This window comes from Vibrio sp. 2134-1 (assembly GCF_033339495.1).
In genome coordinates this window covers 139,641-160,961 of the sequence record NZ_JAWOUS010000012.1, presented here as the reverse complement: position 1 = coordinate 160,961, position 21,321 = coordinate 139,641, and the positions used below count along the sequence as shown (strand labels likewise).

The following is a 21,321-nucleotide window of genomic DNA, read 5'->3' as shown; positions in this document are numbered from 1 at the left end:
GAGTAGTTTTACAGGCAAAGCCGAAACGGATGATAACCACCTACTGAAGTAGGTGGTTTAGGGCTGAAAACAAAAAATTGTATCGGCGTATACTTCTATCGTCCTACCTAGCTGATTTTTTCAGAAGAAAGTTAATGGCATGCTTACTGCTTATTTCCGTGATAACTAGTATTTACTTTAGGTATTTGTGTGTCCTATAAAGTCCTCCCTCTTTCGGAAGTGATGTCTCATGAATTTGGATTGATAGAGGGCAACTTCCATAATATTTCGAAAGCAGATATCGCCTCTGCTATTCCTTCACATCTTACTTTTGAACAGCTAAAACAGCATCTCTACGAAGGCAATCTCGCACTCGTGAGTGATACGCCTCAAACTCCCGCTCTGCTTAGTTACAACGACCCAATAGGTCCTAAAACTTGGCGGCTGAATTCTGAGGTTATCTCTGAGCTTTCGGATGATGCGGCTAATAATTTGTTAGCAATAACGAAAACCACCAGAGCAACGGGAGGTTACCGCTCTTGTATCGGGGAAACCTCGACGCCCGAACGAGTTTACACGCCGCCGCCAATCACAACCGCAAGTGAAGAGGAACTAATCAAGGAGTTTGAGTACAGCTTCGAAGTCGGATGCTCGGATACCACCATAAAGAAAATGGTGCACAGTGACTTTGCTTTAGCGAAAACTGAAAAAGAGAACGCGGTGACCCGTTGGGAGCAAGCCAATACCGAGCAAGGCACCCGCTACACAGCGTTATGTGTGTTTGATGAGCCAAAGCGTTTAAATATCCACATCGCTGATGACAATCTCGGACTGACACCATTGGAAGCCGTCACATTACAAAAAGCCGGCAGCCATAAAGCTGAGGAAGGTTTTATACCTGTTGTCCCTGCAGTGCGATTGGGTGAACGTTTAGGTTTGCCTACAGAAGGCTATTACTACCACTTTAATGATGGCGAACTTGTCCAAGAATACAAAATTCTTGGGGAAGAAAAGTGGGCGTTTTACGCTACGCAATCGACACAAGACAAGCTCAATGACGAGCGTGGTTTTACTAAAGACCAAAGCGCTATTTTGGTGTATTGGAAATTAGCCGATCAAATCATCGAAAATCAATACATCATTTATCTTGAGCGACAAATCACGCGTGAAGAGCTCGATAATCTCAGTGAAGATTGGCTGTGTGAAAACGGGATAAAGTTGGATATCCCCGCATTGTTTGATACGGTCAAACAGCCGGAAGAAGCGCGCTCAGAAGTTAACAACGATGAGACGCAAGCGGAACAAACCGCAGCGACGCACACCGTAACAGCAGGGGAAGACTGGCAAAGCATCGCTGAACTATATGGTATGGGAGCTAAAGCCTTGCTCTTGCTTAACCCAGTGTTTGAGGCCGACCCTCTGTCACTCGCGGTCGGTGGTGAAATTACTGTTGCTGAGAAACAGCAACAACAAGCACCGGACAAAAAGAATACCTTTCCGCCGCTGCGCCCACAAACTTACAACCACATCCGCAACAGTCATTATCAGCACAGTGATCCATTGCTCGGGTTGACCAAATATAGAGCCATTAACACTGCCGATTGCATAGAAGGCGATGTGGTAATCCTCAATTTAAAAGACGCCACAAGCTTGCTCGTGTTCGCTAAATCCTGCACCAGACCAGAGGGATGTATTGAAATTGGCGACCAACAAGAGTCAATAAGTAACTTTGGTCCTTGGTCATTCTTCTTTGCACAAGCCAATGCAAACCCAGCTGCTGTCATACCCGCCATTCAAGCGACACAAGCACAAATGGCTATGGGCAGTTCCGCAGCTGTCGCCGGTTCCCCAGAGCAAATGCAGCAAACTCAAACCGCAGCGATGCAGTTAGATAAACTGGCCGGCACATTGAAAGACAAAATCGTCGAGGGCTACCGCTGGCAGGTCGAGGGCATTGGCGCTTTGTTTGCCATGCAGCAAAGCTTGTTTGGTGATAACACCCAATACACAGACCAAGATTTACGCCAAGTGACCACAGCGCAAAGCCGTGTTCGTGTCCACATTACCGAGCCCCAAGATGGCGAGTTTTATCCGCACGTACAGGGCTATCATGTAGATGACACACGAATCCCCATCAAATATGTGAAACAGGGGAACAATGGTCAGTTGTTCGTTGCGATTGAAGAGAACGGACCAACCATCTATTGGACACCAGAAGAAAACGGTGAAGCAAGTTGGCAAACTACCCCCGATCATAGTGATGGGTTTGAAAAAGACGATATACTGGTCACGCCAATCCACTCGGGTAGCGATGCGAACGTCACCGTTACGCCTGCGCCAGAAGAAAAAGACTGGCGTGATGCGATTTTAGTGTTCCCTGAAAGCTCAGGTATTGCTCCGCTCTATGTGGTTTACAACAAACCGAATAGCGATATTAAGTACATTCCAGCCCCTAAGGGGAGCCCACCATTACCCGTTTGTCCCTGATGCAATTAAAGCAAAGAAAAAAACGTCAGTACAAGGTGGAGGGAAACTAAGAGAACGGTGGAAAGATAAAAAAGGACGAATCTACGAGTGGGATTCTCAGCATGGAAAAGTCGAAATTTATACGAAAAATGGTAAACATATCGGCGAGTTTGATCACATATCGGGAGAGCAAACAAAAGAAGCAGACCCGGCTAGAAAGGTAGAGAAATAATGAAAATTGTTATTGAAAAGTTCGACAAACAGACTGAGTTACTCGTTTCAGAGTTAGCCATTGAACAAGAACACCTCGATGGAATTGCTCAAGTATTAGGGTTAAAAGAAGATGATATTCAGTTCCTAACAAGTGGGGTTGGCGGATTTGATATTAGTGACGCGCAAGCTTTAGACATAGAGAAGTTGATTGATAAATACTTCTATGAACCAGAGTATGATTATCAGTTAGGTACTGCCGACTAAATATGAGAAAACCTCGGCTCCGATGAATCTATCACAAATAGTACAAAACAATAGGCATTTACATTTAGATCCTGACTTAACTATTTACATTGACAGTACATGGAATCCTGAATCCCATATTTTACTTTGCACAGAGCCAGAGGATGGAGGCTTACCGAAGGGGTATGACTACTTCTTAAAAGTATTTATACTGCAAGAATTACTTGAAGGTGTCCCTGAAATCACCGTCGAGCGAATCATCAAATATGCTCAAGTTAATGCTTAATATCAGCTCAAAACTCTCTTGTGACACTTTCAAAGCGGACATTTACTACTGTTGCTGAGATACATAAGGTTCAATAATATGAAGCTTGTGATTAAAGATGCCTTACAAGACTACACCGAGGCGGAATTGTATCGCTTCTTAGAAGAATTTTTCGAAGATACCGACACTAACGATTTAGATGATGAAGCTTATGACTTGCATATATCAAATCTATCCGCTCATTTTTCAGAGTTAGTATCTCACCCTGATGGTAATGCTGTGATCTTCCACCCTTCCCCAGGTAGAGATGACTCTCCTGACGGTGTTATTTTAGAAATAAAAGAGTAGTATACTAATCAAGGAAAACCTTGCTTAAAAGAGTAAAAAGCAAAAGGAGTCACGATGACGCCTTTTCTTATTCACACGATTCAATCTGTTCTAAAAACAGTTCAAAGTCCTCTTGTGTCAGAACCTTATGGCTGTTCTCGGTGAACATAACATTTTGTCCATTGCGATTGAAGATAACGGACCAACCATCAATTGGACGCCACAAGAAAACGGTGAAGCAAGTTGGCAAACTACTCCCGATTCAAGTCAATTTATACCTGAGAACCTTAAAAAGATGATGGATGGCAAAGCTCCTCAAGCAAGGTTTAAGGGTGCCGTTGGGGGAAGACGTTCTTTCGAAATGCACCATTTTGAATAAATACAACATGGCGGTTCTGTATACGATGTAGACAACTTAAGACCCCCCCCCCGTAATACAACACGAGGATTAACAACGAACAGAATTAGAAGAATGGATTACTTTTAGTAAGGCAAAACCCAATTAACAGGATATGAATGAGTATTTACTCTGTCTTATAATGGGGAAAAAATAAGCTATTTTGTTACAGCCCATCAATTAAGTAATTTGGAAAATGACCGATATCCCATGGCTTTTCATTCTTTGCTTCGAAGTCATTCATGACGCTCTCGAGCAAAGTATCACATAGTTTAGCCAAAAATTGAGTAGGGTAAATAAGTTCTAGTTGACCGCCATTCTCAAGTTTATTCCAGAAAATGTAATGTACGTTTTCTTGTTCCTTCGGAAATAGAGGCAAGCCTTTAGCAGCATACTGTTGGTGTAATAGTCCATTTCTCATACCGTATAGTAAATTTGCGTAAGTGAAATGACTTAGTGTTTTTTTATGATGTTTTTTTCTCCATTGTCCGGCCATAATACCGCTATTTCAATTTTGGTCGGAGCTAAATCTAGAAAAATCATACCATCCTGGTTGCTTCTCCAATCATCGATTAAAAATGCCAAGTGTTGTGTTAGTTTGGGCAAGCCTGGTGAGATGTCCAAAAAACGATGTAGATGCATTGGGCATATTTTTTCAGCTTCGAGCCAATTGCCATGTTCTATGATTACACGAGTAAAGCGTTCTCGAGTGTCAACATTACTACCATATCGTGTAGCCCCTAATGCATCTATAAAGGATGAGTACAATACAGCCTGCATTACGGGGAGGTTGTCCGGATGTGCTTGAATCTCATGTATATCAGTTAATCGTACTTGCAGAAAGTAGCGAACTTCTGTAATACGGTCTTGAATTGCCGCTACCATAGCTACCTCTTTAATCGGCATTAGAGTGATATATAGTTGCATATTAAGTGTATTAGATTAATTGAGTCAAAAGAGAACTTTCGCAAATGTTGCAACCATGAGTTCTAACACACTTAGGGGCAGAAATGTTTCAGCCAGAACGGGCTGAAACCTTAAAGCTTTAAACACTTGGGAATATGCCAAATCTGAAAGTTGAATAATGTGGACGAAGAGCATTCCTTTAGTCCACAGTCCTGTTGCGGCAGAGAACTTATGTTACTTATTAAAATTCATAGTCAAATATTCAGCTAAACTTCTTCACTTAACCATTTCGCATACTGCTTGGTGTAGTAGCTGACAATTAAATCTGCTCCCGCTCGTTTTAGCCCAATAAAAGTTTCGTTCACCACTAACTTTTCATCTAGAGCACCAGCCAGAGCCGCAAATTTAATACTCGCATACTCTCCACCTACTTGATAAGCTGCTAACGGTAAATGAGTCTCTTGTCTTAAGCGGGAAAGCACATCTAAATAAGGTGTACCTGGTTTGACCATAAGGATATCAGCACCTTCAGCTTCATCAAGTGAAGCTTCGAGTAAAGCTTGTCGACCGTTGGCATAGTCAAGTTGATAGTCTTTCCTATCACCATTGAGTTCACAATCTACTGCCGTTCTAAATGGCCCGTAAAAGGAAGAAGCAAACTTAGCTGAATGTGCCAAAATTGCCACGTCATGATAACCGGCAGCATCAAGACCCAGACGAATCGCTTTTACTTGACCATCCATCATTGCTGAAGGGGCTAACATGTCAGCACCCGCTCGAGCTGCTGCTAAAGCTTGCTTGACCAAGTTTTCAACCGTAAGATCGTTACACACTTTACTACTCTTTATTGCTCCACAATGTCCATGATCAGTATATTCACAGAAACAAATATCTGGAATGACCATCATATCTGGCACAGCAGACTTTATTATTTTAATCATACGTGCAAGTAAACCATGATCATTCCATGTGTCGCTTCCTTGCGCATCTTTAGTATGAGATATACCAAAAGGCATCACATAGCGTATACCTAAAGCATAAAGTTCTCGGACCTCATCCGCTAAATGAGACTCTGGGATTCTGCTTATGTTAGGTAGAGTAGAAATTGGCACAGCTCGCTCTATATGTTCCTCGACAAATATAGGATGAATTAAATCACCTAGCTGCACATAATTTTCTCTTAATAAATCTCGCATAGCTTCGGAACTGCGGAGGCGTCTAAGGCGTCGTATTGGGGCCGTATTCAAAATATCATATCCTAATTTAAGTTACTCGATGAAAAGATTCGTTAGTCAGATCTTATGATTTCTCTTTAGCAACAAATCACTTTTTGATCTAAAAATGCAGTTTTTTCACTCTGCTCTTCAATACAAAATCAGTCAATAGTTATTTAAGAAATGAGGTGGCAGCCCGTAACGCAATACTTTTCTATATTTAGGATTCGTATAACTTAAGGTATGGAAAACATATGCCCTCAAAGTTTAAAAGAGTATTTGCACCAAATGATTTTGGGGCAAAAGTGTGTTTCAGTTCTTAAATGGGGAAGTGTTTTCCTCATATTCCTCAACCAATACAGCTAGCCTTTCAAGTTTACAAATTAGTCTTATATTTGCTTTATAGAAAGGCATTGAGGTTACTTACCTTGGCGAGATTTTTTAAAGTACTCAATACCGTGTTGTAAGCGAAATTCAACACTTTTACTGTTTCCCTAACGCCAGAACTATTCGTTGACATATCGACAATTTTTTCTTTTTCATCTGGCTTGCAGGCTTCGTAAACTTAATCGAGCTGAAAGCTCTTTAGACACTCGATACATCTGGAGCGAGGAAAGCCAGAATGCCCTTTTCCATGTTCACGAACGGGCTCTAGTTTTATTATAGAAACGACATTGAACTTGGATAGTAACCATGAGTTAAAAAACATCAGAAATCAGGTGGCTATATTAACATCTATCAACCGATTTGAGTTATGACCAATAAAAGGATAATTAGGTTTTTATTGCGTAAATCATCGGTAAGATGAAGTCATATAACAGGCAATATGTCAGGTGTGTAGAATTATTCTATTTTAGGGATTTTGCTCTAAGTCTAAATGAATCTTTGCATTTCAATTTCAATAAAGCTTGGTTATTGATCATGTTTCTGAGTATGCGAATTATTATCAGTTATGCATATGATTGCTCATTGTCTAGTTTGACTTGTGTAACGTCACTTCAGCACGTACTACGCTGATTGTCTGTGTTTTCGTGTTGACAGTTTGGTACTAGGTAAAAATCAACAAGACTATGATTTCAAGGAATATTTTATGTTAAAGAAACTACTAAGTTGTTGTATCACCTCCGCGCTCTGTTTTCATTCTTCTCTCGCTTTTTCGCAATCCAATGAGATTGTGTACAGTACAGAGTTACAACAAGCTCCGGACATATTACCAGCCACATTAATGCTCGCACCGGACGAGATCGCCATTGCAGATCGCTACATAGTGGTATTTCAACAACCACAAATGATGGCGAGCAACTCACCGGAACTCGAGCAATTCACGCAACAATCCGTAGACCGCATGTCTGGTTTGTATTCGATACAAGTGGAGTCGGTTTTTGACCACTCGATAAGTGGATTTGTCGCTAACTTGAGTCCTGAGCAACTAAAAGATCTGCGTTCTGATCCTCGTGTGGACTACATTGAGCAAGACAGAATCCTATCGCTTGACCCAATAGTCTCGGAAGACGCAAATCAAACCAATGCCATTTGGGGACTAGACCGAATCGACCAACGAAACTTGCCACTCGATAACAACTACAGTGCCAACTTTGATGGGACTGGGGTAACGGCTTATGTTATCGATACTGGTGTGAATAACGCGCATGTTGAGCTCGGTGGTCGCTCAGTTTCAGGGTATGACTTTGTCGATAACGATGCAGATGCAAGTGACTGTAATGGACACGGCACACACGTAGCTGGCACCATTGGCGGCAGCTTGTATGGTGTTGCAAAAAACGTCAACCTTGTCGGCGTGAGAGTATTGAGCTGTACCGGATCGGGTTCTACTTCTGGTGTTATTGCCGGTGTGGACTGGGTGGCTGCGAACGCTTCCGGACCTTCAGTCGCCAACATGAGTTTAGGCGGCGGTCAATCCGTCGCTCTGGATAGTGCGGTGCAAAGTGCGGTTCAGTCAGGTGTCAGCTTTATGCTTGCAGCAGGTAACTCCAACTCCGATGCGTGTAACTATTCTCCAGCACGCGTTGCTTCCGGAGTAACTGTCGGATCGACCACTAGCACGGATGCACGTTCGAGTTTTTCAAACTGGGGCAGTTGTGTGGACGTGTTTGCGCCAGGTTCACAAATCAAATCCGCATGGTATGACGGTGGCTACAAAACCATTAGTGGCACTTCGATGGCGACGCCACATGTGGCGGGTGTAGCAGCATTATATCTTCAAGAAAACCGTTCACTGTCTCCAAGCCAAGTAGAGACCTTGATCGTTAGCCGCGCAACTAGCGGAAAAGTGACGGACACAAGAGGCAGCGTGAACAAGCTACTTTATAGCTTAACGGATGCAGATTGTGGCCAAGACTGTGGTGGCCCAGATCCAACACCGGACCCAGAAGGCAAATTAACCTCGGGCGTGCCAGTAAGTGGTTTAAGTGGTTCAACTGGTCAAGTAGCGTATTACTATGTTGATGTAGAAGCTGGGCAGCGCTTAACCGTACAAATGTATGGTGGCAGTGGCGATGCGGATTTGTATCTCCGTTTTGGAGCAAAACCAGCACTGAATGCATGGGACTGCCGACCTTTCAAATACGGTAACAATGAAACATGTACGGTCAGTGCGACGCAAAGTGGAAGTTATCACGTCATGATTCAAGGTTACTCAAACTATAGCGGTGTCAGCATTCAAGCGAGCTACTAGTTATTCTTCTCTTTACTAAAAGAGAACAAAGCCCGCTTTTCGGTGGGCTTTTCTTTTGGGAATACGGTGCTTTAGGGAATGCAGTGTTTAAGAGGAGACGCTATTCAAACGTATTGGCCTTTTGCTTCAAAAACTCAACTCGAAGCGGCATCGAAGCTTTCTATTAGTTAGTAGTACTCGCATAAGTCGGGTTCCTCAAACAAAAAAGCCCTTTACATAAGTAAAAGGCATTTTTAATTTAGTTTTTGATTAACGAGCTATAATACCAACCCACCGTCAATCTTGAGCACTTGGCCTGTGATGTAGGCGCTCTTGTCTGAGGTTAGGAAAGAGACGCCATTGGCAATATCTTGCACTGAGCCCATGCGCCCTAAAGGGGTTTTGCCTTCCATCATTTGAATGACTTTCTCTGGCAGGTTCTTGGTCATGTCGGTGGCGATAAAGCCTGGAGCGACACAGTTGACGCGTATCTGTGCACCCTTTCTTGAAAGTTCTTTCGCCCAGCCTTTGCTCATTGAGATGACGCCGCCTTTACTTGCGCCATAGTTGCTCTGGCCGATGTTACCATCCGTTCCCACTATAGAAGAAATGCTAACAATACTGCCTGTGCCCTGCTCTAGCATGACAGGAGCAACACGTTGGGTGAGTAAGAACACCGCTTTTAGGTTCACGTCGATCACGCTGTCCCAGTCTTGCTCTAACATATCTGGCAACAATGCATCTCGAGTGATGCCCGCGTTGTTAACCAGAGCATCGATTCTTCCGTGCTGCTCTACAACACTTTCTACTACTTCACTGACGGCTTCGGCATCACACAAGTTGACTTGATAACTGCTTAGCTGCGCCGACTGGCTCCATTCCACGGGCGATATATCTAGCCCGACAACATGGAATCCATCCTCCAGTAATTGTTCACAAATCGCTTGGCCAATACCACGAGCCGCACCAGTGATTACTGCTACTTTTTCCGGTTTCATCTTGGTCTTCCTTAAATGTTGAGATTACAAATTCGCTTGTATCCCTAGCGTTTTTGTTTTTATGCCTAATCGCGTTACAGCTGCGCTTCTCATACGCAGGGTCTTTTATATCTTATAAAAACTATAGAAACAGTCTGGGAGTCGGATGTGAACTAATCAAGGCAACTTGATGACTATGGCAAGATCAACGTAAGAAAGTGTGTTGGAAGGCGCAAAGTTACACGATTGGAGGACTTGGATAGAAAAGTATTGGTCTGATTAATCAAATACTACTTCATCAGACCAATATTACTTGTCTCTTAATCTCTTACAAAAGCTGGTTTTGTTATTTTCACCAGAAAAGGCTGAAGCAAGAGATTAAACAACATGCCAGCAATAAACAGGGTGATCACAATACTCGCACCACTCGGTAAGTCATAGCGAGCCGATGCGGCAATACCCGATAAGATCCCAACAATACCAATGCTGATACCGGCGACAAAGAATCGAGTTCCCTTCAATGCTGCCGCACATAAAGCTGGAATCACCAACAAAGCAAATTCTAAATAAATGCCGGTTAACTTGACCGTAATGGGCATCAGAATAGCAAAGATCAGATAAAAACCACTACCGCGCATAAACGCAGGTTTTAACCAAACTAATAGCAACATCGCAGCGGTAATGAGTGCCAAAGGCCAAACGTCTGCCCAAGTCGCCCATAACAGTTGCCCACTAAGAATGCCTTGAATAAAATCTCCGCCGTGTGGGTCTTTGCTCACCAGCAGGATCGCCAGCGATGCAGACACGACAAACAAGCTGCCGATCATGGGCTCTAAATGCTGCTGGTATCGTTTCTCCATTAAGGCGATCAAACCGCAAAGCATCAAAGACATCACCCAAGGGCCAATCATTTCGCCAAAGAATGAGCCTGAGAACAGCGCGTATTGGCTCAACCAGTAGTGGCTTAGTGCTGCCCCCAATGCCGCGACTTGCGCCACCGCCAAATCTATAAAGATGATCTGACGATTAAGAACTTGTTGCCCCAGAACGATGTTGCCAACTAACGCAATTAAACCACACAAAACCGCAGGTAAAAGCCATGCATAATCCGCCATGGCTTAGATCTTCACAGGAACGGGCGGCACTAACACATCCAGTAAATCATCAATGACCTGATCGTACATCTCATCCAAGCTTTCACCCTCAGAAACGGTCAATGGCAGTTGAATCACAGGTTTGTCAGTATGATCTTGCAACCAGTTCGCTGGACGCTGATCCTGATGGGAGGAGTAAACAATCGCATCAAAACTGTCAGCATCTAACTTGGTAAGCGATTGCAGGTGAGATGTGGTCGGTGAAATGCCCGGTTTAGGTTCGAGATCGGCAATCTGCTTCATTCCGAGCCAATCGTACAAATAACGATACGTCGCGTGATAACCGACAACTTGCTTACCCTTTAAAGCAGCCCCTTTCTCATTCCATTCTTTAAGCTTTTTACGCCAATGAGCACGAAACTTCATACCATTCACTTGGTAACTTTGTGCGTTGTCGGGATCAATCGCTTTTAGGCGCTCCGTGACTTTACGAGATAATGGAATCATGTCATTTGCCGCAAATTGAACATGTGGGTTACCGTGAGCGTGTATATCTCCCATGCTACGGTCAACGTGAGCATGAGTATCTAACATGCGCACGAAGTCCGTCGCGTAGATCATGCTCGGCGCACCATTTTGCACCGCCGCATTGCTGCTACGAACTTGCAGCATAGGTAACCACCCCACTTCTAGTTCTGCACCCGAGCACATTGCCATGTCCGCTTGGCGCATCTTCGCAATCAAAGAAGGACGAGCTTGTACGTAATGTGGGTCTTGCTTAGCCGTTGTCGCTGAATAAATACTGGCATCTGGCGCGTGGCTTTCAAGAAAGGCTTTCCATTCTGGCTCACAAACGAAAATGTTGAGAGCCAAAGCAGGCGAAGAGATGATGGCAGCTCCTGCTGCCATCATCACCAAACTGCATTTATTCAATGTTAGCTTAGAACGCATGAGCACCGTGCGCTCCAAATGTCATCACGTATTGCAGAGTGAACACGTTGTCTGTCTCGCTGTCTTGGTTATCAATGCGAGTGTATTGCGCACGGATAGTACCGAAATGAGAAGAATCCCATGCGATCATCGCATCCATTTCTTTATCATTCAGCTCAGTGAAATGCATGTGGTCGCCGTGTGCATGACCATCGTAGCTTTCTGCTTCGCCGTAACGTAGACCTGCTGACCAGCTTGGGTTGAAGCGATAAACACCCGAAACATAGTAAGCGCTTAAGTTGTCTGGTGACTCTGCATCGTTTTTATATTTGCTGTCTACCACACCGTCTAGCAGCATGTATTCAGCCGATAGCGTGAAGTTGCTGTATTTGTAATTACCGTCTGGTGCCCATTTCCAAACAAAATCAGCCCCGTAAAGGTTCGCACCTGTCACTGCTGCGCCATGATGGTGATCGTGATCATGCTCTTCTTCATGACCGTGGTCGTGATCTTCGAACTCTTTAACCTTGCCGTTTTCGTTGCGCAGGTAACTTAAACCAAACTGCCAACTTGAAGATTCGGAGAAGTCATTCCCAAGCTTCAGCGTCGTGGTGTACACGCCAACTTCAGAACCATCTTCGACAGAAGACATTTTGCTACCACTAAGCGCTTCTACACCAAATTTTACGTAAAGGTCGGTTGGCAACACGATGTTTGCACGTACACCATCATCGTAGTAGTGCGAGCCAAGGAAAGTACGATAAGCAATTGGACGCTCGACAAAGCTATCGGTGTGCATGTGTTGGTTATTCAGATAACCAAAGTCAGATAGGAATCGGCCAGCGCGCACATTTACACCATATGGCAATGCCAAAGTTTCGATGAATGCCTCTTCAAGCTCTAATTCTGTCTCATCACCGTGACTTTCAAGAACCGCGGTCAATGCGCCGTAAAACTTGTCGTCGATATTCGATGAGAAGTTTAATTCCGTATGGCCTAGACCAAAGCCTTCTTCGCGCTCAGAATTATGACGTTGGCCATCTTGGTAGTAGCCATCAACAACAACACCAATCTGTGGGTTCGATAGTGTGTCGGCAAAAACAGGGGATGCAAAAATGCTACCGATCACGAGAGACACCAATTTCTTATTCACTACTTTTTCCTTTTTGTTATGTTATAACATTTAATTTTGCGATGTTATAATATAACAATTCTCATTACACAAGCAGAAATTTAAATTAGGCTCCGATTTCATGTTCGTACTCAATCCATGAATTAGGCTATCAACAAATGAATCAATTGATGTTTTTTAAACGTATACTAATGAGAATTAGTAATTAAATAAGTAACGGAATTTCAATATGTTGAATATGGATTTTTCAAAAAGAATCGTGATAGATACTGCTCAACAGGAATGGATCGCCAGCCCTTCCAAAGGTGTGTGGCGCAAACCTTTGGAAAGAGAAGCCAAAGAATCAGGGCACACCACCAGCGTAGTGAAGTATGAGCCAAACTCGCACTTTTCGACTCATCCTCACCCTCAAGGAGAAGAAATATTAGTGCTCGAAGGAGTGTTCTCTGACGAAGATGGTGACTACCCTGCTGGAACCTACTTGCGTAACCCTCCTGGAAGTAAACATGCGCCCTATAGCAAAGAAGGCTGTGTGATTTTAGTTAAACTAAATCAATTCAATTCTGATGATCTTGAAACAGTTCGCATCAACACGAACGAAGCGAATTGGTTACCTGGCATCGGTGGGCTGAAAGTCATGCCATTGCATGATTTTGAGCACGAACATGTCGCGTTGGTTAAATGGCCAAAAGGTGAGAAATTTCAACCACACCGTCACTTTGGTGGTGAAGAAATTTTCGTATTGTCAGGCGAGTTTAGAGACGAGCTAGGTACCTATCCCGCTCTCTCTTGGATCCGAAGCCCACATATGAGCGAGCATTTTCCTTTTGTAGAGCAAGAAACGATCATTTGGGTAAAAACTGGTCACCTGCCGCTCCAAGCTCCTGCTCAGCACTCCTAATGTTTGCACACTTGGCATCGTCCATTGGAACTAAAATCGGCCCGCTATTTACGAGCCGATGATCATTTCGTCACTAAGAACCCATTATTCGCGAGTGGAGCCAGTCTTTGAGCTCAGCCCGGTTATGTTTTAACACGTTCATTTCGTGATCATCAATCGGGCTTCCTTGAAGTTCTAGTACGCGGATTTCCTTATCTAAAGCATTGTAGTTTTTAACGGTTTCAGCAAATGATGCATCGTTTTCGGTAAGCTGGGTAATGGTATCCAAATGTTCTGGGAATTCATGAGTTAATGAGTGATTTTCACCTAACATAGAGACCTCTTGGCTAGAGTTGTTGATGTATTTATCCGCTCATTTTTTGAGCGACACATTTCTAACCATAGCACTTCAAATAGCACAATATCGTCGATTTGAGCACACTTTTACTGAACTTCTTAGTCATGGTTTATCACTCTTTTAACCGCGCGACTCCGCTCGTTATTATTCTGTGTTTTATCAATAATCGACTACATTTAATACACTTCTCATAAAAAGGTACATCTAAATGAACAGCATGAAAATTGGCTTGATCAGTGCGTCAATAACAGTTGCGTTGATTGGCTGTAATTCAGACAGTGACTCTGTCAGCACAATGACTCCGGTTACCTTGTCTGTATCAGATGCCCCTATTGATGACGTATCAGAAGTGGTTATCGCATACAACAAAGTGGCATTTCTCCCTTTGGATGGTGGTACACCACAAGTTTTCGATGTGTATAAAACCGACGAAGACGGAAATTTCGTTGACGAAAATGGTAATCCTCTGCTCGATAATGAAGATCCAATACCATTAAGCGTTAACTTACTCGACTTCCAGGGCAGTAACGCTCAAGAGTTAGTGGACGACGAGCTGATACCCACTGGCAATTACAAACTCTGCGTGTTTGCGAATGATGGCGATCATCCGGATTATCCATCCTATGTTGTTGATGAAGCGACCGGCAATCAAATACCACTGACCGTAAAAGGTAATGGGGCTTGTCCGCAGGGGGTCGGAAAAGATCCGAATTCTGGGGTACTGTTCTTTAATGATACCTTCGCAGTCAACCCTGACAACAACGAATTTGTGGTGGAGTTTGACCTGCGTCGTGGCTTAAAAGACGGAACTGGGCAAAACGAGGGCTACAGTATTCAGCGCACCTCAGTCACTTTAATTAACACGGTTACAAGGGGTGAAATTCAGGGAGATATCGCAACATTAACCTACCAAAACTGCGAAACGGATACCCCAAGCGCAAATGGGTATGCACACGCGGTCTACCTATATGAAGGAAATATCGCCGAAGAGAACATGGGGCCATTTGCAGGCGCAGAAGGCCAAATAATGCCAATCGCAGCGGCGAACGTAGTGGAAGACATTGATGAAGCAAATTACGAATATGAATTTGGCTTTGTAGAGCCCGGTACGTACTCCGTCGGCTATACCTGTACCGCAAATGACGATTCTGTAGATGGTATTGTTGCAGGTGAAACCTTTAGCATTTATCAATCTACCAGCGGAATTAGCGTCTTTGTTGGTACCGATACAAACGCAGACTTTTAATCTCTCTAACACTGCAGACCCTGCATGGGTCTGCTTTTTTTGCTATTCCAACTGAGCACGGATCATGGTCTTTGTGACTTTTAAACCTCTTCCCAATAAGGTGGCGTGCCATAGTATTCAGCAAAGTAATCAATAAAAGCACGCACCTTAGGCGCAATTAAACGAGAGCTTGGGTACACAGCCCAAATCCCAGCATCCATCGCTAAAGGGTGATCTTCGAGTACTTCCACTAGCTGACCACTTTGTAATTCTTGATAAACACTCCAAACCGAGTTGATAGAAATACCTAACCCGTTTACCGTCGCGTCTCTCATCGCATCACCATTATCGGTTTTAAAACGACCAGAAGTTCTTACATTGAACATTCCATCTTTTGTATTGAATGACCAATTATTCATTCCAACTAAGTTAATACATTCATGATTCGTCAAGTCTTGGGGCTTGTTAGGTCTCCCAAATTGTTCAATATAATCTGGTGATGCAACGATAATACGACGATCTGGCGCAAGCTTTCTTGCGACCAATGAAGAATCTTTCAACTCAGCGACACGAATGGCGACATCAAAACCTCCCTCAACCAGATCAATAATGTAATCAGAAAATCGGCAGTCCACGGTTAACCCTGGGTAACGCGCCATAAAACCTTTTAATGCGGGCACAATATGTAAGCGACCAAAAGTTGCAGAGGCGGTTATACGTAATACTCCCGTTGGCGCACTCTGCCCTGATCCAACAGCTCCCCTTGCTGCCTCCACTGTTGCAAGGACCTCCTCCGCGTGAGGTAAAAAAGCCTGCCCTTCTTCAGTTAAGGAAACTTTGCGTGTGGTGCGATGAACTAAACGAACTCCTAAGCTGTCCTCAAGTTTGTTGATGTGCGCACTAGCGACAGCAGGAGAAAGTCCAAGCTCCTGACCAGCCATGCTGATGTTGTGTGTCGAAGCCAAACGGACAAATAGCTTTACATGATCGATGTTCATTTAATTTTCAATTATTTGTAAAAAATCATCATATAGAGCTTAGCATTTTATTCCTTACGGATAGTAAATAAAGACTCCAATTAGAAAAAGCTGATAGGCAGATAGAAGTCCAGCTCAAACGCCTCATCATGGCTAAGGAAATGGTTTTTATGATAGTGAACATAAGCGGGAGTAGAACGCTGCTTAAAGCCTGAATTCGGCAACCACTTCTCTAACACCATACTCAATTGAGGAAGAAGCTCTCCATATACCCCTGTTAAGCGAAAAACAGCATGCAAACCACCCGGAATCGTCATTTGATTCACGACACCGCGTACTTTGAGCGGCTTATCAATCGCCATACAAGCCACATAACGACACTTGTCGAGCTCAACCCAGGCGGGGTTGGAGTGATGCAAACCGTATTGAACCGAAAAGTCCCGATTCTCAGAGCTTGCCCACGCCTTCAAAATCAGCCACGCATTGCGAATGGAACGGCTATAACCCTCATGCCGCACATAAGCCGCAAAGCGTTGTGGAACCTCCATAATTTTAGGTTCTGGCAACTCGCGTTTAGCAACCCGATGATAACCCGCAGCCACTTCCGGATCTTTTAGATACGGCTTTTCTGCGACTTGTAAATCATGCTTTCGCCACGCACCAGGAGACATAGCGAACGTTGCTTTAAACGCTCGGCTAAAAGAAGACACCGAGCTAAAGCCGCACTTGTTAGCAATGTCTAACACCGATGAGCTGGTATCAAACATCAGTTGATTGGCGGCGTATTCCATTCTTGTGCGACGGATATATTGATGGACAGACTCCCCTACCACATCTTTAAAAATACGATGGAAGTGCTGTTCAGAATAGGCTGCTACATCTGCTAGCTCTTTAGCCGATAAATCTCTGCTAATGTCCTGGTGAATGTAAAACAGCACGTCATTGATTCTGGAAACTTGTTGATGGCTCACGGAGTAAACTTTCGCTTAAATAGCATAAACAGACATGTTTAACAGCATAAATGGACACACCAAGCTTGGCAATTTACCTATACTATTTCTGACATAAAAAAGACAATTACGAGAAGCACAGCACATGGAAATCGCACAGTCATTACAACAAACTAAGTCATCCTACATCCGAGAGATCCTCGCAGCAGCGAGCGATAAGAACGTTATTTCTCTTGCAGGTGGCTTGCCGGACGAAAAAACCTTCCCGATCGACTTAATGAAACCGACTCTCGAAAACCTCGCGAATATGCCAGAGGTGTTTCAATATGGCGCAACAGCAGGCTACGCCCCGCTACTTAACTTTTTGACCGATTATTACCAGCTGCCAGAATCTCATTTGGCGATGATCACAACGGGCTCTCAGCAAGGGCTAGATTTGATTGCGCGTGCGTACGTGAATCCGGGCGATAAAGTGGTGATGGAAGCACCGAGCTACCTTGGTGCTATACAAGTATTCGGTCTAGTGCAAGCCAACATCGTGACCGTTTCACAAACCGAGTGTGGCCCAAACCTTGAAGAACTCGAACAATGCTTTGCCACGCAGCAACCAAAAATGTTCTACGCCGTACCCGATTTTCACAACCCAACGGGCGTATGCTGGGCGCTAGAGACTCGCCAAAAAGTTGCCGAGCTTTGTATACAATACGACGTGGCGTTCATTGAAGACGCACCATACCGCGAGCTGCGTTTTTCTGGTGAAGCACTGCCGCTAGTTTCGGACTTCTGCCCACAGCACTCCATCGTATTGCGCTCTTTCTCCAAAATAGCTTCACCAGGCTTGCGTATTGGTGTAGTTACGGGCAAAAACAGCTACCTTGAGCCACTCATCAAAATTAAACAAGGTGCCGATCTGCACTCTAGTATTCCTATGCAAGCTTTGCTGCATGGTCTACTGCAACATGACAACTTCGAAACGCACATTTCAACCATCTGTGCGCTTTACAAATCACGTTACGATGTCATGTTTGCTGAACTGCAAAAACAGCTGCCAGAAAGTTGCGTACTCAAACCCGTCGATGGTGGTATGTTCGTTTGGGTCGAGATTCCAGAATGCGACACCTTCGAACTGGCGAAAAACCTTCTCGCAAACTGGGTTGCCGTAGTGCCGAGCCCGGTCTTTTATCCAGAAGGTTCAAAGGTAAAAGCCGCTCTGCGTCTTAACTTTACCAATGCTACACCAGAAGAACTGACGACAGCTGTCTCTCGACTCGCGGATGTCCTCAACACGTTGTAATTGAGCGCGAGTGTAAGAACCTGCCTTTGAGATTCGAAAAAGTCTCAAAGGCAGCATCAAAAAAGTTCCCCAAAAAATTTATATTTTTCCTTCAAATCAACTCTCTACAGTAAGTGCCTGTTTTCTCTTGAACCTCTCACTCATATAAAAATGAGAACTCAATCACGTATTTGATGGTTAGAAAAGTTACGTCTATCTTTCAGTCAAAGACATCAACTTCGCAGCGTTAATGCTCTCAATTTCAGACACTTTATCTATCGTGGCTTAGCGGTTGATAAACGACTAAAAAAGCATCTGTGGGCATACCCACTACGAAGGGTTGACCAGAACCATTCTGAATGTCGCGAGCCAATCTTTTGATTGGCAATTACGTCAGCGAATCGCACCAAATGACAGAGGGGTTATCAGGATGAATACTCGAACCACGACAGGACTCGTCACCATCGGCTGGTCCGTTACACTTTCACTTTTTACCGCATTCGCCGTGTATGCCAATACGTCGCCAAACTGTAGTGACGTATTAGCGGGCAACACAAGCGCCGCATCGCAAAAAATGATGGTTTTATTGGGCGAAGACATCACCAAATCCAACCGTATAACTACGGTGATTCCAGCCGAAAACAATCCATTTGTGACCGAAGAACTGGTTTCGGTTTCTAACGACGTATCGCCAAACGGTCGTCTTTCACAAAAGAGTTTGGAAGAGATTCGGAAAGTCCGCTCAAATCTAGAGAAAGCAGCACAGGAAGTAAGCCGATTACAGGGCACTTTTGAAGTGGCTTTCATCAGTTTGATTGATGGTTACTGCCAATTTTCTAATCATAAACGTACTCAACATGCCAAAATCGACTTTGACCATTTGGAAGGCCTCACTTTGTATTCAATCCCCGCTTTAATAGCAATGGTCGATCAGTCGTACTACATGGCAAAGAATCGAATCGCTAATGAGCAGAAACAGTTAAGCGACATTGAAAAAGAGAAACAGCGGCAGAAACAACAAGCAACCGCGGCAGCAGCCGCTCGTTACCAAGACGGTAACGTACTCGTAAGAGTCGAGAACTTTGATGGCGCTAATGTGACATTTTCCGTTACTAACATTGGATCACAAGGATCATTACAACCAAATTTCAACACGTCTAATGCCTATCGCACAGAAAGTGGAGAATTAATCTACAATTCAGAATCTTTACTACACCTGGCGGATACTGCAGGTAACACACTTGAAACAATGGGTATCGCTGAGCTCTCATCACAAGGTGGAAGTGACATATCGATCTCTCCTGGAGAAACCCGAAAATTCGTTACTAGCATTGCTTCAGAAGTCGCGCCACATACACAGTTGAGCTTAGAGTTTCCAGCCAAAGTACTTAATACCGAGCGAGACTTTACGTTGTCGTTTTCTGATACATCAGCGGTGGCGACAGCAAACGTCAATTAACGCAAAGTCTCCAGTATTTGTAGAGCGCATCAAAGACAGGCGAGCAGCGCCTGTCTTTCAATTATGATCAAGCCAATAGCTACTGTTTGCACTTGTAAGCATTTGCAAACATCGTCACTGACGTAGAAAAGCTCAACGGTTGATATAAGTACAAGGTATCTGCGCCTAAATCCGCCGCCTTGATGCGCATTTGGTTTAGCGTCCCCCAAACCATGTCTTTATCGGCGTGAAGCCAATAGTCGTAAAAGTGTCCTTCTGAGCCGATCACGGTACCCATTAGTTCACAGTTTTCAATCGCATTCACATTGTCCCAAAGCACCTGTACTTGCTCAGATTCTTGAGTTGGGAACGTCACACATCCCGTTAATGATGCCGCTAACGCGAGAGTCATCACTCGCTTTTTCATACTTATATCGCCAAAAATTTTCATAGATGGCAGATTTTATGAATGGCTGATGTGATGACTAGCAAAAACTTTTTATCGCGTGTTCAAGCAAACTTAATGGACAACGGAAAAGACTCAAAAGGTGATCATGCAACTAGCGAGCAAAAACCTAATCACTCAAACCTAGCAATAAAGCTGTATCTGAGATACAACAGTAATGATTAAATAGCCGCGAGGGATAGAGTTTGGTTGCTAAAAATAAGCTAATTCGCTACACAGCTACGGAAGTCGCTGATGCATTTGACAAAGAAGATGAGCTCATTAAACAAGTTCAGTCCAACCAACTCTCGCAAGTGCTATTGCTTTGGCAAGTAAAAAGTCCAACGCTCGTGCTTCCCGCGGGTAAGAAATGGCCAGTGTCTAATGAGTTAGAACATGCGTTAAATACGTCTGGCTGGAAGCTCTTTTCTCGTAAAACCGGTGGTGCCCCAGTCCCTCAGGTGCCAGGTATTATCAATCTATCCCACATTTACCACTGGCCAGAAGGCGAGCCTTACAACATCAAAAAAGCGTATCTCGATTTATGTGCGATATTAACGGTTTTCTTTAAACAGCTCGGCGTGAAAGTGGATGTTCATGCTACGCCTTATTCCTACTGCGATGGCGAGTACAACCTCAACATTGGCGGGCAAAAAGTCGTGGGAACCGCGCAGCGTGTTTTACTTAAAAAAGGCGGCGGACAAGTGGTATTGTCACAAGCATGCATTCTGATTGATGCCGACGTCGAGAAGATTGTCGAACCAGTACGAATGTGTAATCAGCTTTGCGGTCACAGCGATGATATTCGTGGTGATGTCCACACACCACTCTTCTATCATATATCCGACCGCCCATCGGTAGATTCGCTCTTTCAGCAATTGACGAGTGCGTTTTTAACGCATGCAAAAGCGGAGTAAAAATCAGTGTAAACAAAAAGGGAGCAAAAGCTCCTTTTTTT

22 protein-coding genes and 1 pseudogene are annotated in these 21,321 nt (G+C 44.0%); 11 read left to right on the top strand and 12 right to left on the bottom strand.

Features of this window, described 5'->3' with window-relative positions:
• Positions 1-189 precede the first annotated feature (189 nt).
• From R7R78_RS14905 to R7R78_RS14885, 5 genes are all read left to right on the top strand, one after another.
• The gene (locus R7R78_RS14905) at positions 190-2,466 is read left to right on the top strand and encodes an S-type pyocin domain-containing protein (RefSeq protein WP_225473912.1); all 2,277 of its coding nucleotides are present in this window, start codon (positions 190-192) and stop codon (positions 2,464-2,466) included.
• The gene (locus R7R78_RS14900) at positions 2,384-2,677 is read left to right on the top strand and encodes a colicin E3/pyocin S6 family cytotoxin (protein ID WP_225473910.1); all 294 of its coding nucleotides are present in this window, start codon (positions 2,384-2,386) and stop codon (positions 2,675-2,677) included. Before R7R78_RS14905 ends, R7R78_RS14900 begins: the two co-directional genes overlap by 83 nt.
• Positions 2,677-2,922 (top strand): hypothetical protein, encoded by a 246-nt coding sequence (locus tag R7R78_RS14895; protein WP_225473908.1) that lies wholly within the window; start codon positions 2,677-2,679, stop codon positions 2,920-2,922. Before R7R78_RS14900 ends, R7R78_RS14895 begins: the two co-directional genes overlap by 1 nt.
• Before the next feature lie 343 nt (positions 2,923-3,265).
• Positions 3,266-3,514 carry a bacteriocin immunity protein gene (locus R7R78_RS14890; protein WP_225473906.1) on the top strand — a complete coding sequence of 83 codons (249 nt, stop codon included), beginning with the start codon at positions 3,266-3,268 and terminating at the stop codon, positions 3,512-3,514.
• Between the two features lie 127 nt (positions 3,515-3,641).
• Entirely contained in the window at positions 3,642-3,872 is a 231-nt protein-coding gene (locus R7R78_RS14885) for a hypothetical protein (protein ID WP_225473904.1), read from the top strand.
• Between the two features lie 184 nt (positions 3,873-4,056).
• Here R7R78_RS14885 and R7R78_RS14880 read toward each other — a convergent pair whose 3' ends face one another.
• The 4 genes and pseudogenes from R7R78_RS14880 to R7R78_RS14865 form a co-directional block, all read right to left on the bottom strand.
• Positions 4,057-4,386 carry a hypothetical protein gene (locus R7R78_RS14880; RefSeq protein WP_225473902.1) on the bottom strand — a complete coding sequence of 110 codons (330 nt, stop codon included), beginning with the start codon at positions 4,384-4,386 and terminating at the stop codon, positions 4,057-4,059.
• Entirely contained in the window at positions 4,344-4,775 is a 432-nt protein-coding gene (locus R7R78_RS14875; protein WP_225473901.1) for a hypothetical protein, read from the bottom strand. The genes R7R78_RS14880 and R7R78_RS14875 overlap by 43 nt, the downstream gene beginning before the upstream one ends.
• 287 nt (positions 4,776-5,062) lie before the next feature.
• Entirely contained in the window at positions 5,063-6,043 is a 981-nt protein-coding gene (gene hemB / locus R7R78_RS14870) for a porphobilinogen synthase (RefSeq protein WP_225473899.1), read from the bottom strand.
• Between the two features lie 336 nt (positions 6,044-6,379).
• Positions 6,380-6,705, bottom strand: a pseudogene (locus R7R78_RS14865) (transposase); the annotation flags it as partial.
• Positions 6,706-7,100: 395 nt separating this feature from the next.
• On the opposite strand from R7R78_RS14865, the gene R7R78_RS14860 reads away from it, so the two are divergent.
• A complete protein-coding gene (locus tag R7R78_RS14860) occupies positions 7,101-8,705 on the top strand; it encodes a S8 family peptidase (RefSeq protein WP_225473897.1) in 1,605 nt (534 codons plus the stop codon).
• A 257-nt stretch (positions 8,706-8,962) separates the two neighbouring features.
• On the opposite strand, the gene fabG is transcribed toward R7R78_RS14860, so the two are convergent.
• The 4 genes from fabG to R7R78_RS14840 all read right to left on the bottom strand — a co-directional run bounded on the left by fabG (position 8,963) and on the right by R7R78_RS14840 (position 12,838).
• Complete coding sequence (gene fabG / locus R7R78_RS14855) at positions 8,963-9,682, bottom strand: 3-oxoacyl-ACP reductase FabG (protein WP_225473895.1); 720 nt, start codon at positions 9,680-9,682, stop codon at positions 8,963-8,965.
• 299 nt (positions 9,683-9,981) lie between these two features.
• Positions 9,982-10,776, bottom strand: coding sequence for a metal ABC transporter permease (locus R7R78_RS14850; protein WP_225473893.1), 795 nt, complete (start codon positions 10,774-10,776; stop codon positions 9,982-9,984).
• Between the two features lie 3 nt (positions 10,777-10,779).
• Entirely contained in the window at positions 10,780-11,706 is a 927-nt protein-coding gene (locus R7R78_RS14845; RefSeq protein WP_213866908.1) for a metal ABC transporter solute-binding protein, Zn/Mn family, read from the bottom strand.
• Positions 11,696-12,838 (bottom strand): hypothetical protein, encoded by a 1,143-nt coding sequence (locus R7R78_RS14840; protein WP_054577734.1) that lies wholly within the window; start codon positions 12,836-12,838, stop codon positions 11,696-11,698. Before R7R78_RS14840 ends, R7R78_RS14845 begins: the two co-directional genes overlap by 11 nt.
• 208 nt (positions 12,839-13,046) lie before the next feature.
• Here R7R78_RS14840 and R7R78_RS14835 point away from each other — a divergent pair, with 208 nt between their 5' ends.
• A complete protein-coding gene (locus R7R78_RS14835; protein WP_213961044.1) occupies positions 13,047-13,718 on the top strand; it encodes a cupin domain-containing protein in 672 nt (223 codons plus the stop codon).
• Between the two features lie 73 nt (positions 13,719-13,791).
• Here the strand turns inward: R7R78_RS14835 and R7R78_RS14830 are convergent, their stop codons facing one another.
• Positions 13,792-14,031 carry a YdcH family protein gene (locus R7R78_RS14830; protein ID WP_005373737.1) on the bottom strand — a complete coding sequence of 80 codons (240 nt, stop codon included), beginning with the start codon at positions 14,029-14,031 and terminating at the stop codon, positions 13,792-13,794.
• A 232-nt stretch (positions 14,032-14,263) separates the two neighbouring features.
• Here R7R78_RS14830 and R7R78_RS14825 point away from each other — a divergent pair, with 232 nt between their 5' ends.
• The gene (locus R7R78_RS14825) at positions 14,264-15,301 is read left to right on the top strand and encodes a DUF4382 domain-containing protein (RefSeq protein WP_225473891.1); all 1,038 of its coding nucleotides are present in this window, start codon (positions 14,264-14,266) and stop codon (positions 15,299-15,301) included.
• An 80-nt stretch (positions 15,302-15,381) separates the two neighbouring features.
• On the opposite strand, the gene R7R78_RS14820 is transcribed toward R7R78_RS14825, so the two are convergent.
• The gene (locus R7R78_RS14820; protein WP_225473888.1) at positions 15,382-16,278 is read right to left on the bottom strand and encodes a LysR family transcriptional regulator; all 897 of its coding nucleotides are present in this window, start codon (positions 16,276-16,278) and stop codon (positions 15,382-15,384) included.
• 80 nt (positions 16,279-16,358) lie between these two features.
• Positions 16,359-17,228 (bottom strand): AraC family transcriptional regulator, encoded by an 870-nt coding sequence (locus R7R78_RS14815; protein WP_005387011.1) that lies wholly within the window; start codon positions 17,226-17,228, stop codon positions 16,359-16,361.
• Positions 17,229-17,352: 124 nt separating this feature from the next.
• Between R7R78_RS14815 and R7R78_RS14810 the strand changes: the two genes are divergently transcribed.
• Positions 17,353-18,501 (top strand): PLP-dependent aminotransferase family protein, encoded by a 1,149-nt coding sequence (locus R7R78_RS14810; RefSeq protein ID WP_225473887.1) that lies wholly within the window; start codon positions 17,353-17,355, stop codon positions 18,499-18,501.
• A 409-nt stretch (positions 18,502-18,910) separates the two neighbouring features.
• The gene (locus R7R78_RS14805) at positions 18,911-19,939 is read left to right on the top strand and encodes a hypothetical protein (protein ID WP_225473885.1); all 1,029 of its coding nucleotides are present in this window, start codon (positions 18,911-18,913) and stop codon (positions 19,937-19,939) included.
• 79 nt (positions 19,940-20,018) lie between these two features.
• Here the strand turns inward: R7R78_RS14805 and R7R78_RS14800 are convergent, their stop codons facing one another.
• Positions 20,019-20,345, bottom strand: a complete 327-nt coding sequence (locus tag R7R78_RS14800; RefSeq protein ID WP_025767966.1) for a DUF4156 domain-containing protein — start codon at positions 20,343-20,345, stop codon at positions 20,019-20,021.
• 224 nt (positions 20,346-20,569) lie between these two features.
• Here R7R78_RS14800 and R7R78_RS14795 point away from each other — a divergent pair, with 224 nt between their 5' ends.
• Positions 20,570-21,280, top strand: a complete 711-nt coding sequence (locus tag R7R78_RS14795; protein WP_225473883.1) for a biotin/lipoate A/B protein ligase family protein — start codon at positions 20,570-20,572, stop codon at positions 21,278-21,280.
• Positions 21,281-21,321: the final 41 nt, after the last annotated feature.